Here is a 13,079-nt window from a genome sequence, read left to right as displayed (position 1 = left end):
CCTTGTGGACTGCGGCAGGCGTCAATAATCGCCGTCAGTGGAAAATCGTTGCGTCATGCTCCGCTACCTGAGCGTGGATGACTTGCACACCGCCACAATGGCGCGCAGTTGCGCCACGATAGGCAGAAACTTCCACCTGCCCTGTTGCCCCCTCCCTTCATCCCGACCATATTGCGGCCATGACAAAAAAGCCCTTCCGCCTCACGCCCTACCAGGTGCAGTTCCTGATCGTCGTCGGCTTCGCCTCCGTCGGCTATGCCCTCTACTTGCGCTATCTCGGCATCGAGTTCTCGACCGTCGGGCTCGCCTGCGACGCCGGACTTCAGACGCTGATCTGCAAGGCGCGCTCGGTCTCGACTGTGCTGTTCAAGAATTCGGTGTTCGGCATCGTCGCGCTGGTGGTAGCGACGCTGAATCTGATGCGGCCGTCGATCGTGCTGCTGACCGTCGGCATCATCGCCGCCGGCCTCGGCATCGTGCTCTACAATGTCGTGCTGTCGGGCCTGGCGATCGGCCTGTTCATTCTTGGATTTGCTCGGCCCGCGCCCGCCACATCGTGAGCGCGAACAACAAATAGATCGCACAGGTCCACAGCGACTGCCAGTTGTCGCGGCTCTCGTTGACGAGCACGTACGCGGCCGACAGCGTCAGCACGCCCGCGAATACCGATTCCGCGATCGGACGCTGGCCGATCTGCGGCCGGTTCAGCATCAACAGCGCGAACGGCACCACCGCCATCGTCAGCGAGGCGTAGGGGAAATCCTTGTAGCGCGGATCGAACACGAAGCCGAGCGCGGTCTGCGCCGCGATCACCGCAGTCACCGCCAGCGTGAGGCCCAGCACGGCGGTGAGCTTCGACCATTTCCGGCCCTCGCGCGGGCCCAGCAGATCGAGAAAGGTCGGAAGACTGCGGCCGATCACCATCGCCTGCGCGCAGAAGATCGGCGACAGGATGCCGGCCGCGAGCAGCGCGCCCCACAGCAGCCAGCCGCCGATGCCGTAGCTCTCATAGTACATCTTGTCGGCGCCGATCCCGAGCAGGATGCCCGCTGAGGTCGCCGAGATCGCCACACCGAGCCAGGCCGAGAAGCGCGGCGTCCAGGGCCTGCGCCGCAACGTCAGGCCGGCGACCGCGAACACCAGCACGCAGAGGCCCATGCCCGCGCCCATGTACCATTTCCAGTACGGGAAATTGCTGATCGGCTCGCCAGGCGGGTATTTGAGGCTGCGGTGCACCGAGTCATAGAGCCCCCAATAGCCGCCGACAGTGCCCTCCAGCTTGCGCTTCCACGGCTGGTCGTAGGACTCGATCAGATTGACGCGGAATTTCTGCGCTTTCGCGAGGGTCAAAATCTCGGAGACGACGCGCGCCTGGTTGGTGCGCGACGGCAGCGCGCCTTCGCGCATGCGCCCCTCGCTCGGCCAGCCGGTTTCGCCGATCAATATCTCCTTGCCGGGAAACGCGACTGCCATGCGCTCGCGGATCGCCTCGACATGGGCGGCGGCGAATTTCGCCTTGACCGGGAAATCCTCCCAATAGGGCAGGATGTGGATCGTGACGAAGTCGACGGCGTCATAGACCTCGCGGTTCTTCAGCCAGAACTCCCAGACGTCGGCATAGGTGACGGGCACGCTGACTTGCGCCTTCACCGAGCGGATGATGGAGACGAGGTCCGCGGTCGTCATCTCGCCACGCAGCAGCACCTCGTTGCCGACGATGATGCTGGTGATGATGCCGGGGAAATCCTTGGAAAGGCGGACGGCGAGCGCGGCCTGCTCAAAATTCTTGGTGCGGTTGCTGGAGAGCCAGATCCCCTGCAGCAACTTCAGCCCGCCGATCCTGGCGGCGATCGCCGGCACCTGGTCGAGGCCGTTCTCCATCGAGTAGGTGCGGACACAGTCGGTGATCTCCTTGAGCTGGCGCAGGTCCTGCTCGATCTGATCGGCCTCGATATGGGTCCATGCGTTCAGCGGCGACTGCTCGCCGCGGAACGGCGCGTAGGAAACGCACTGAACCTTGTCGGCGGGATCGATCGGGGCGCGCGCGAGCGTGATCGGCGTGGCAAGCCACCACCACACGGCAGCAATCGCACCCAGTGAAACGAGCAGAAGCGCCAGTGGCGTACGAAGAGAAATCAGTTCCGTCCTCCCGCGAAGGGCCGTCGATTACCTGCTCGCACGCCATCTGCCAAGGGGGTGGCTCCGGTATGGATCGATCCCTCCCCTGAGGAATTTACCTGCGGCCGTTCGACAGAGGTCTAGGATCGTGACTTTGCTGGACAAAATTTGAAATTCAGGCCATGGAATCGAAAGGACTTTTCCGCCGCATTGGAGACCCATTTGGACGCCATCACCGGCGCGTCCGCGAGGTCCTGGCGCGGACGGTCAGTGAATATATTGGGGAATTCATGCGGCAACGGGTGTTCGAGTTACGAAATGCGGTCCTGCGGCAGTTCGCCGCCACCTTGGCCGTTACTTCCCTTCTCGTCATGGTCGGTCTCGGTGGCGCCTCCGCCCAGAGCGGCACGCCCGCCCCGGACCAGAGCAAGTCAGCCGCCCAGCCCGCCGACGCCGCCAAGGATGCCGCCCAGAACCAGCGTCGCACCGACGAGTTCGCCGAAGCAGCCCAGGTCATCAGCGGCCCGGCCGGCAACCCCGAATGCGTCTGGCTCGGCCGGCGCGTGATACGGCTGATGTGGCGGGACGACCTCGATACCGCATTCCGCCATCTCGACCTCTACGACCGCTTCGGCTGCCCTGGCGGCCACATCCAGGCCGCCTTCCGCTGCCTGACCCGCTTTGGCGGCCAGATCGATCCCAAGGTCGCCGAGACCCTGGACAGCCGTGTCCACGCTTGCTGGATCAACCCGGCCTCCCAGCCGCAGCAGGCGGCGGCCGCCGCGGCCTCGCAGCCCGCCGCGCCGACATCAGGCAATGCGCAACCGCAGCCGGCCGCGAGCCCCTCGCCGGCGGCAAGCCCGTCACCGGCGCCCTCGAAATAGCCGCGATTGTTTCAGCCTCCGTTCAGGAACGATCGGCGATAGAAGCAATTGGCACTGCTGCATATTCCGAAATTTGCCACGCCCTCATACGGTCATGAGGCCATGACAGTTGTGAAACCGCGCGGCAGAGGTATGCTCCATTTGCCGCGGACTTGGTCGGATCTCGGGGTCGGATCCGCTTCCCTGCCCCCTCAGCCCCTTTTGGTTTAGCCGCGATGCGGGTTGTCGCCGCCGTTCTGTTGCTTGTGTCCGCGCTTCACGCCGGCCTCTGGGGAGTCTTGCGCGACAAGGAACCTGCGCCGGACTTTAGGGGCCTGTTACCCAGCCTGTCTTATACGCCGTTCGAACCGGGACATGCTGTCGACAACAACGTCGACCCCGACAAGATTCGTGCCGATCTGAAAAAGCTCTCGACCCTCACGCGTGCCATCCGCTCTTACTCCGCGACGGAAGGCAACGAGTTGGTGCCGCCGATTGCCGCCGAGTTCGGGCTCAAGGTCACGGTCGGCGCCTGGATCGGCAAGGACCCGGACCGCAACGAGCGCGAAATCAAGGCGGCCATTGAGCTCGCCCGCAAGAACAGCAACGTGAATGGCGTCGTGGTCGGCAACGAGGTGATCTACCGCGGCGAGCAGAAGGTCGAAGACCTCATCGAGATGATCAAGAAGGTCAAGGGCGCGGTCCGCGTGCCCGTGACGACCGGTGAGATCTGGAACATCTGGCGCGACAACCCCGACCTGGGCTCCAATGTCGATTTCATCGCCGCCCACGTGCTGCCTTACTGGGAAAATTTCCGCTCGGACCAGGCGGTCGACCAGGCCGTCGACCGCTACAATTTGTTGCGTAACCTGTTCCCCGGCAAGCGCATCGTGATCGCCGAGTTCGGCTGGCCGAGCGCGGGCTACAATCTGCGCAATGCCGACCCCGGTCCGTTCCAGCAGGCACTGACCTTGCGCAACTTCGTCAGCCGCGCCGATGCCATCGGCATGGAATACAACATCGTCGAAGCCATCGATCAGCCCTGGAAATATTTCGAAGGCGGCGTCGGTCCGTACTGGGGCATCCTCAACGCCAGCCGCGAGCCGAAATTCGCCTGGACCGGCCCGGTGGAGAATCCCGACTATTGGAAGTCGATGGGTATAGCGCTCCTGGTCGGTGTCCTGTTGTCGCTGCCGATCCTGCGGCTGGAACAGCCGACGGCGAAGCAGGCGTTCCTGCTGTCGGCTGCCGCCAATGGCGTCGGCGCCTGGGCCGCCACCGTGTTCGCGTTCTGGAACGGGCACTATTTCATTTTCGGCTCGGCCTTCGCACTGACGCTGGGCATGATCCTGCTTGTTCCCCTCGTCCTCATTGCGATGGCGCGCATCGACGAGATCGCCGCCGTCGCGTTCGGCCGGCCACCGCAGCGGCTGCTCACGAAGGGCAAGCCGGTCGAGAACGTTCCCGAGAATTACTTTCCAAAAGTCTCGATCCACATCCCCGCTTATTTCGAGCCCGTCGAGATGCTCAAGCAGACGCTCGATGCACTGTCGCGGCTGAACTATCCGAACTACGAATGCGTCGTCATCATCAACAACACGCCGGACCCGGCCTTCTGGCAGCCGATCCAGGACCATTGCCGCACGCTCGGTGAACGCTTCAAGTTCATCAACGCGGAGAAGGTGCAGGGTTTCAAGGCCGGCGCGCTGCGCATCGCGATGGACCGCACCGCCGTCGATGCCGAGATCATCGGCATCCTCGATGCCGACTACGTCGTCGATCCCGACTGGTTAAAGGACCTCGTGCCCGCCTTCGCCGACCCGCGCGTCGGTCTGGTGCAGGCGCCGCAGGAACATCGCGACGGCGATCTGTCGATCATGCACTACCTCATGAACGGCGAGTATGCCGGCTTCTTCGACATCGGCATGGTCCAGCGCAACGAGACCAACGCCATCATCGTGCACGGCACGATGTGCCTGATCCGCCGCGCCGCGATGGACATGGCCGGCGGCTGGTCGAGCGATACGATCTGCGAGGACTCGGATCTCGGCCTTGCGATCCAGCAGCTCGGCTGGACCACGCACTACACGAACCACCGCTACGGTCAGGGCCTGCTCCCCGACACCTACGAGGCCTTCAAGAAGCAACGCCATCGCTGGGCGTATGGCGGCCTCCAGATCGTCAAGAAGCACTGGCGGAACTTCCTGCCCGGAAAGAGTCGGCTGACGGCTGACCAGAAGCGCGAATATGGTCTCGGCTGGCTGAACTGGCTTGGGGCCGAAAGCCTCGGCGTGGTCGTGGCGCTGCTCAACCTCATCTGGGTGCCGATCGTGGCCTTCGCCGACATCGCCATCCCCGACAAGATTTTGACGCTGCCGATCATCGGCGCCTTCATCGTCTCGCTCGCGCACTTTTTGTCGATGTACCGTGCGCGCGTCGCGATCAAGCCCGGCCAGATGCTGGGCGCCATGATCGCGGCAATGAGCGTGCAATGGACGGTGTCGCGCGCGGTCGCGCAAGGACTGATCACCGAGCACATCGCGTTCGCGCGCACCTCCAAGGGTGGCCTGTCCCGGATGTCGATAGAGTTCCAGGCGTTCTGGGAGGCCGTGATCGGCGCCCTGCTCCTGATCGGCGCCGGCGTGCTGGTCGCCTCCAACAGCTATCGCCAGATCACCGAGATCTACATCTTCGCGGGCGTGCTGGTGCTGCAGAGCCTGCCGTTCCTGGCAGCGGTCGCCATCGCCATCCTCGAGCTCAGCCGCATCAACTCGTTCCAGTTCTGGCGCGACAGCGCGATCCGCACCGCCGAGCTGATCGGGCTCCGCCCCGTCGCGCTGCCGACCCCCGCCGGCACGCCGCAGCCGTTGCCGAACGAGGTCCGGCGCGAAGCGAACTGACGGCGAGACGACCTCGCGGCGCGGGCGAGGCCCTCGGCCGGTAAGCCATCCTCGCTCTTCGGCGTGGATGACTGTCCGCCAATCAAGGTGAAAATTCCCGACTTAAACCACGGAAACGGCGAGCAAATCCCGACTTCTGCCGCGGGTTTTGGCAGCCACCCCTGCTATTGACCTCCGCGCCCCATCCCCCTACACAGCGCGGGCCGAAAGCATGATCCGGAGAACAGCCGGTTTTCCCCGCGACGCAAGTAGAGCGTAGCAGCAAGACATGCTTCTCGAATGTCCGAACACGATGGCGATCTCTTTGAAGCCATCAGCGGCCATGGGAGCGCGTAGCTCAGCCGGTAGAGCACGTGACTTTTAATCACGGGGTCCTGGGTTCGAGCCCCAGCGCGCTCACCAAGCAAAATCAATAGGTTGCGGCAAATCTCGGATCGACTGAAAAAGCCTTGTGTCTGCACTGTGTCTGCAAACGCGTTGCCAGCTTTGATGTCCAGAATCGCGGCGCGGTAGTTGCCCGCCATGAACTCGAGCCCCGCCCTCTCCTCCGGCATAGCGGCGCCGGCCGCCAACTCCAGGCAGATGCGCTCCATGCGCGCGAGCTCGTCGATGTCGTGCTGATGCCGCCCCATGGCGGCGATCAGACTCCGGCCACGGGGAAAAAGCAATCGGCGACGCGCCGGTGACGCCTAGGACCTTTAAAGTGCCGCGCGCGTTGAGGGAGGTTGTGATCGGGGCGACCACGAACCCGGGAGTTTCGGGTTATGAGCAATATCCTGCTGGTGTTCGGCGCGCTGCTCGTTTTCGGCGGCATCTTGTGTATGGCGCGCACTGCTATTTGGTGGGGATCGCTCAGCCGCCCACGTTCTTCCGGACCGGTTCCCGACACTCTCGAGCCCTCAAGGCGCGGCGTGCGATTCCTGGGGCTTGGCGCAAACTGGCCGGGCATTCTACTTATGGCAATCGGTGCAGTTCTGTTGTTGTCGGGTGCGAGTTTCTAACCTTCGGCGCGCTCGCTCGCTGATGCGCCTCTCGAATTTTACCATCATACGTCAGTCCGGGGGTCGCAGGAATTTGCGCAAACGAGGCCTCATAGGCGTCTCGCACCAATGGATCTTCCATCACCCACTGCATACGTTGGGTTTGTGCCTTCGCTAATTTCCCAACGAGCCGCGCGATAGCCATATGCGGCGCGACCTCTTCCGGGAGTGTCGCCACCATTTTGTCGACAGCGGCGGCGATCTCTTTCGCGGCCCGGTCGACCGCTCCGTCGTATTTCATTTTCGCCTCTTGAGATTCGCGTCAGATTGAAGTGGTACCGGCGCCGAAGCAAGCGCCGCTACCTGTGAATTACCGGAATTTCAGCCGCCGGCGGTGCGTCATCAGCCGCTGCCGGTCGCGCTTTCGGTGCATTCGGCGCCGGCGCTTCATTGGTCACGCGCCGCTAGGATGCGCTTGATCTTGGCCGTCACAATGGCCTGATCCTCGGGTGAGAGTTGAGCATATCTCGCTCCGATCTGCTCGGCGGTCGGCATCTGCGTCTCTCGACCGCGGCGCTCGTCGACCATCTTCTTGAGGCCGATCAGACAGCCGCCAAGCATCCAGTCGAAGCTGATGCGGTGACGCTGGCAGTAGTCGGCAACGGCTTCTGACAGAGTCCGGCCAACCCTGGGCGGCGCATCGAGCCTCCACTCGACCGCCAGCCATTGCAGGCGCCTGTTGATGTTGCGCGGGCTGCTGGCGCCGTCCGTGCTCAGTCGCCCGATGGGGCTTTCCCTGCGCTTGCTGAGCCGTCTGGCGGTGTTGCGGCGTCGGGTGACCGTCCGGCCGGTGGACTCCTTCTTTGCTTTCGCCATAGCTCAGCCCTCCGCCGATCGGACGGACTGCACCGCGGCGAGCGCGGCGCTCAGCTTGGCTTCCGCCCTGGTGAGCTGGTCGTCGCGGGCTGCGGCATGCTCGCGATCCCGCAGGATCTGCTGGCGGATCCCGTTCAGCTTGGTCGCCGCCTTCCGGGTGTCGCGGCGCACATCGCGGATCAGGTCCGCCTCTGACGAGGCCACGATCAGGTCATAGCTGCGAAACACGAAGGTGTGCATGTTCGCGCGCGGCCTGGCCCGGCCGTTACCGAACGAGATGTTGTGCAGTTCGCCGATGTTCGATGCAGGAAGCATGCGCGGGAACGTGAGGATGTTGCTCATGCCATCGCCCCTTGCTGCCAGTCCTGCGAACCAACCTGCTCGAGCAAGCCGTCAAGATCGCCGATGCCGGATTCGGCGGGATCCTGCTCGAGATCGCTCCGATCACCGGCTGCCCATCGCGTTTGGTCGGTGTGATGCTCTCCGAGGCTGCCGAGGGATGGCTCCTGGTCCGGATCAGGTTCGGTACGGTCGAGGAAGGCCAGCAGCCGTTCAATCTCGTCCTGCGCCTCCCTGCGGAGTCGCCCCAGCGCCTGGAAGAACTGCTCGGAGGAAATTGTAGGTTCGACGGTAAAGCTCACCAGCGGACTCCGCGGGCCGTTCTACGGTGAGTTTCATGGTGGTGGTGCTCAAGGTTTGGCTTCTAAGGGCCGCTTGCCGTGACGGACGGCAAAGCCGGGGTCCTTGAGGACTCGCGGCGTAGCCTTTGGGGTTTCCCCTTGGACATCAGCCGCAGGCTTGGCGGCCCTCGGCATTGCTACGCCACCCCGGCCGTGATACGTCACAGCCAGGTCAGCGCACCCGCCAAGGTGCAGCCATCGCGCTAAAAGCCCGCCAAGGCTCGTCGCGCAGGTCGATCCCGCTGCCAAGCGGCATCGCCTTCTCAAGGTCCAGGTTCTAAGGCCCACGGACACCCCATCATGATTTGGTGAATTTTGTCTATCCCCTTTCGGGGCGCCTTGGCGCGCTTCTTGCCATAGAGACCTCCCAAGCATGGAGGCGTGCACCGATGGCACAACGAGCTCGTATTCTCAGACGCCCAAGGCCCAGTTTGAAGCATATCGCGCGCGAGCTGGTCAGATTGCTGGACGCGATGGACGAGCTTGAAGACCTGAAACAAAGGGTCCAGGTCGCCGAGGCCGCGCGGGTCCTGCATTAGGGCGCCGGAAAGTCCGTTGTCGCGTTAAGACAGTCTCCCGCGCGGTTGCTGGCCGCGTTAGTCCCAAAGGCCCCGGGTGACAATGTCGCCTCGTGTCCCGCTTCCGTTGTCGAACAGGGACTCATCCAAAGACACCAGCGGGCTATCGCCGAACTTGGCGTACTTGGTCGGGAACATCTTGTTGTGCGAGGCCACGTAGGATTTGACGCGGGCTCTAACGTCTTCACGCCTCAAGGCTCCGGTCAGCAGATCCTCGAAGATCGCGCTGACAACATCGTCCTTATCGGGGAAGGTCGCTGGCAGCATGGCGCGGATAGAATAGTAATCGTTGCTCTGCTCACGCTTCGCTTCATTGCGGACTCGCAGCCATCGCGTGCGAAGTGCGCGCGATCGAGAATCTTCGATGATCTTGACAGCGAGCATATCGATTTCATGGTCCTCTCGTCGGAGCCGTAAAAACGTTCGGTGTGACATGATGTACCCGGTAAGGCCGGCTGAAGTGAAGCTGCCTATCCGAGCGTTTTTCTTGAGCAATTCGCGCACTCGATCTGCGCTTTGTGGCAGCATCGAGTTGCCATGCACCGCGCGTTCTCGCTCGCAAATTTTGCATTCGCGGCGCGGATCGTTTGCAGCTTTTCGGAGGCGAGTGTTCTCAGGTGTGAATGGATGACCCCGGCTGCAATGCGTCTTGTCACGCTTTCCGGCCGATTTGCGAAGTTCAGCGGCCTTCGCGTTGGCTGCGATTAAAGGCCGCGCTTCCGCGGCATAGTCTGGATGGGTTTGAAGATAGGCTTCCAATCGCGCTGGAGTTATCGCGAACATTCTCGGCGTCTTCCCGACGCGCAAGCCCTCCATCATCCGGGTCGCAGTCTCGTCAGTGATCCTGTACAGCGTCGCTCCCATGCTCGCCTCCACAAAGCGCAAGATTGCGCCAGCGCAGGCCGCTCCTGAGTCGCGGCCGGTCCGAGGTCGAAGGTGCCAATCCACTATTTTACAACCTGGGGAAAACTGTCTCTAGGTCAGTCGGCCTGCATTTTTCGAATCGCCTATGCGTGCTCGCTGCCTCACCATGTTCTGGTTGTGGGGATGCGCGTGAGCCAGTTTTTGTCCGTGCTGCTGCTGGGGACTGCGTTGACGCTGACCCTATGCTTCGGTGTCGCGGCATGGCGCCAGTCCGCGGGCAGAGACGTCGACATCACTGCCACTATTCCTCATCAGGAAAACGGCTGGCGAGCTAGGCCGACCAACTGATGCTGGCGCTGCCGAAGCTGAGTCGCGGCGGGTCAAAGGATCTGGCCGAGTCGATCCCGGTTGTTTCGACCCCTTACTGTTTCTCAGGAAATGGTGCGCTGTGGTAGAACCCCAGCACGAGAAGAATCGTCTTAAGCGTCGGGATTAAGGTTGTCCGATGAACTCAACTAACCTTCCTGGTTTGACACCGATTGCGCTATTGGCACTCTCAACAACTCTCATTGGCCTGATCAGCATCGGTCTGCCACTTACCTTCGCAGCCGAACCTCCCAAGCTGACGGATTGGCTCGGCTTTGCCGGCAACCTGATCAGCGGAATGATAACGCTTGGTGCTGCGTTCGCCGCCTGGGTTGCCGTACAGTCACAGCTTGCTGAGCAACGCGCTATTTCCGATCGGCAAAGTGCGATCCAGAGCTACGGCGTTTTGCATGATCTCGCTTCTGTTTTGGAAAACGAAATTCGGCTATCGCTTAAATTAAACCAGATTGCGCGATCAACGACGATCATTGACGAGTTGCGGCAGGCGCAACCAATTAGTCCGTTAGCCGCCACAACCATCGCGCCTATGTTGGAGAACGCAAGGAAAGACCTTGTGGCAACGACAGCGGAGTGGGAAATTGCGGACACGAAGCGCTGGCAATTCCAATCAGCGCATGAGGAGAGGATGGCTTTTGAACAATCGATCATCGAATTGACCGGACTCCTCACGCGACACATTGCGACACTCGATATAGCGCTGCGGCGTCCAGGAGGAACCAAAGACCCTCAAAAACTCATTGACGGCGTCACATTTTCCAGTAGCGCAAACGATGTGCACCAAAGACGACAAGCATATACGACCAAAATCAATTCGGAGATCGCCCGGCTTCTTCCGAAACTGGCGCGCCTGCGCAAAGAGGGCGACTTATGAATCGGCTAAGATCTGATCCGGCTCTGCAATCGTCCTGGTAGACCATGTCGAAGCCTCAGAAGCGCTGTGTCTTTTGCGACGGCACGCCTGCTACCAAAGGACATATTTGGCCAGAATGGTTGGATACGTACTTGCCGCCGAAAGCTAGTCACCACGTCGAAACCGTCGGAGAAATACTAACTTTCAAATACGAAGGAGCTAGACCGGCGCGGAGGGAGAAGATCCGGCAGGGACACTCAGGATCCAGAAAGCCGCGCAATACTTGCTTGATGTGCAATACGGGGTGGATGAGTCGGCTCGAACAAGCCAACATCTACACTTTGTCCCGTCTAGTGACGGGAAAGCCTTGTCTCTTAACTCCGTTTGATCAGTGGCTCCTCGCGTCCCTTTTCTGCCTGATCACGATCCCCCTCGAATTTACTGACCTTGAAATGTGCCACGAGAGGATCGTTCAACCCTCCTCCGTTTGATACATGGCGCATCTGGATCGCCCAATACATCGGAACGAACCCAGAGGATCACTGGAGTAGGCACTTCGGTCTGCAAATGGTTTCATCTCCAAACGAGGCGCCTCGACCGCATAAATGCAATACGCAAGTCACTACCATGGTGATCGGAAAATTGTGCTTTCACGCGGTCAGCAGTAGCGTGATGAAGGTCCCGCTGGGCTACGACGGTGTCGACATTCGTCAAATCTGGCCCGCTAGCAATTTTGACATTGATAGCCGGCTGCTACCAGCTTTGGACGAAGCCGACGTCATTCATCTTCATGAAGCCCTCCCAGCATCTCTAAAAGCGGTCACACCACCCCGACCTCTGGATACACCAGCCGCCGATTAAACCCGCCCATGTCGCGAACGTGCAGCGTACGGAAGATCCTGAGTGTCAGCTGCCCGGCGCTACGCATCCCGCCGGCGTGGTTCACGAGCTACGCTTCTCAGGTCCAGGCGCCCCGCCATCCGGTGTTGTGCCTCACCGCGGCAAGATTGCACCACTCCCTTAGGAAACCGACTGCGGCGTCGGATGTGCAGGCATTGGCTCTATCTTGACGGCCAGCGACAAGAGCGACCGGGGGCCAATCGAAAACGGGTGTGAAATCAGACATTTAGATGAGGTTGGTGGTCATGCACGCTCTTGGGAAAAAACCGCTGATGATTGCGGTACTCGCTCCCTATGGCCTCAAGCCGCTGACATTGCAGAAAAATCGGTGCGCAGTTTTGATGACGTGAGGCGCGACAGGCAAATTTGACTGTTGCAGACCTGTAACCGCACGCCCAATCAATAGGTTGGCGTGGTTCAGCGGTTTTTCGCCCGGTGCTGCGTCAATGCCCATCACCTTTCACGATCGCCACCACCTAGCAGTCTGCTGAAAAACCTTGAAATGGAGAATTTTCATTTTTCCGCCGGTCGTTTTTGGAGCGGCGCGGTAGAGTTGGATGTAATTTCTAGCTTGTTATTGAGTGTGCCCCGGCGCGGGGTGGCTATGCGGCGAGCAGTTTGGGAATTCGGATCAGGTTATAGGCGATCAGATTAAGCAGGAAGTCGGCGGCGACGCGAGCGATGCCCCGATGTTTGGTCTTGCGCATGGTGCCATGCTGCTTGCCCCATCCGAAAATGCACTCGACCATCGCCCGGCGCGATTGCGACATGCCGTATCCCGGATGCCGCGTGGTTCGTTCGTCGATCGCGCTGTTACGGTTCTTGCCGGTTTTGGTGATGGCCTGGTTCTGTGTCACATGCGGCGTCACGCCGATGGCGCGAAGGTTGGCGACATGATCGGCCGTATCGTATGCCTTGTCCTCACCAGCCGTGATGCGGCGACCTGCGGCTTTGCGTCTCGCCTTCAGCATGACCTCCGCAGCCCGGCGTTCGGCGGTGCCATTGGCATGCGTGACCCTGCCGGCCACCGCCAGCCCATGCCGGTTCTCCATGGTGGCGTGGCCCATATAGCAAAGCTTGGCC

11 protein-coding genes and 1 tRNA gene are annotated in these 13,079 nt (G+C 61.3%); 5 read left to right on the top strand and 7 right to left on the bottom strand.

The window, feature by feature from the left end; genetic code table 11:
* Positions 1 to 179: 179 nt before the first annotated feature.
* Complete coding sequence (locus IVA74_RS18205) at positions 180 to 560, top strand: hypothetical protein (RefSeq protein ID WP_247346817.1); 381 nt, start codon at positions 180 to 182, stop codon at positions 558 to 560.
* Here IVA74_RS18205 and IVA74_RS18200 read toward each other — a convergent pair.
* Entirely contained in the window at positions 520 to 2,079 is a 1,560-nt protein-coding gene (locus tag IVA74_RS18200; protein ID WP_247346815.1) for a beta-(1-6) glucans synthase, read from the bottom strand. The two genes, IVA74_RS18205 and IVA74_RS18200, sit on opposite strands and share 41 nt — an antisense overlap.
* A gap of 329 nt (positions 2,080 to 2,408) precedes the next feature.
* Between IVA74_RS18200 and IVA74_RS18195 the strand changes: the two genes are divergently transcribed.
* From IVA74_RS18195 to IVA74_RS18185, 3 genes are all read left to right on the top strand, one after another.
* Positions 2,409 to 3,002, top strand: coding sequence for a beta-1-3, beta-1-6-glucan biosynthesis protein (locus tag IVA74_RS18195; RefSeq protein WP_247346812.1), 594 nt, complete (start codon positions 2,409 to 2,411; stop codon positions 3,000 to 3,002).
* A 215-nt stretch (positions 3,003 to 3,217) separates the two neighbouring features.
* Entirely contained in the window at positions 3,218 to 5,881 is a 2,664-nt protein-coding gene (locus IVA74_RS18190; protein ID WP_247346810.1) for a glycosyltransferase, read from the top strand.
* Between the two features lie 326 nt (positions 5,882 to 6,207).
* A tRNA-Lys gene (locus IVA74_RS18185) sits at positions 6,208 to 6,283 on the top strand.
* A gap of 552 nt (positions 6,284 to 6,835) precedes the next feature.
* On the opposite strand, the gene IVA74_RS18180 is transcribed toward IVA74_RS18185, so the two are convergent.
* The 5 genes from IVA74_RS18180 to IVA74_RS18160 all read right to left on the bottom strand — a co-directional run bounded on the left by IVA74_RS18180 (position 6,836) and on the right by IVA74_RS18160 (position 9,859).
* The gene (locus IVA74_RS18180) at positions 6,836 to 7,162 is read right to left on the bottom strand and encodes a hypothetical protein (protein ID WP_247346808.1); all 327 of its coding nucleotides are present in this window, start codon (positions 7,160 to 7,162) and stop codon (positions 6,836 to 6,838) included.
* A gap of 146 nt (positions 7,163 to 7,308) precedes the next feature.
* Positions 7,309 to 7,737, bottom strand: coding sequence for a hypothetical protein (locus IVA74_RS18175; RefSeq protein ID WP_247346807.1), 429 nt, complete (start codon positions 7,735 to 7,737; stop codon positions 7,309 to 7,311).
* 3 nt (positions 7,738 to 7,740) lie between these two features.
* Complete coding sequence (locus IVA74_RS18170; RefSeq protein WP_247346806.1) at positions 7,741 to 8,079, bottom strand: hypothetical protein; 339 nt, start codon at positions 8,077 to 8,079, stop codon at positions 7,741 to 7,743.
* Positions 8,076 to 8,378 carry a hypothetical protein gene (locus IVA74_RS18165; protein ID WP_247346805.1) on the bottom strand — a complete coding sequence of 101 codons (303 nt, stop codon included), beginning with the start codon at positions 8,376 to 8,378 and terminating at the stop codon, positions 8,076 to 8,078. The genes IVA74_RS18170 and IVA74_RS18165 overlap by 4 nt, the downstream gene beginning before the upstream one ends.
* A gap of 635 nt (positions 8,379 to 9,013) precedes the next feature.
* Positions 9,014 to 9,859 (bottom strand): hypothetical protein, encoded by an 846-nt coding sequence (locus IVA74_RS18160; RefSeq protein WP_247346804.1) that lies wholly within the window; start codon positions 9,857 to 9,859, stop codon positions 9,014 to 9,016.
* Between the two features lie 505 nt (positions 9,860 to 10,364).
* On the opposite strand from IVA74_RS18160, the gene IVA74_RS18155 reads away from it, so the two are divergent.
* A complete protein-coding gene (locus tag IVA74_RS18155) occupies positions 10,365 to 11,117 on the top strand; it encodes a hypothetical protein (RefSeq protein WP_247346803.1) in 753 nt (250 codons plus the stop codon).
* A gap of 1,481 nt (positions 11,118 to 12,598) precedes the next feature.
* Here the strand turns inward: IVA74_RS18155 and IVA74_RS18150 are convergent.
* Positions 12,599 to 13,079 (bottom strand): transposase (locus tag IVA74_RS18150; RefSeq protein ID WP_247340803.1); only part of this gene is annotated, 481 nt, incomplete at its 5' end.

The sequence above is a fragment of the Bradyrhizobium sp. 132 genome (assembly GCF_023074185.1).
Classification (GTDB): Bacteria; Pseudomonadota; Alphaproteobacteria; order Rhizobiales; family Xanthobacteraceae; genus Bradyrhizobium.
Note: the sequence above shows the minus strand (reverse complement) of the source record. Positions and strands in the feature narration are given on the sequence as shown.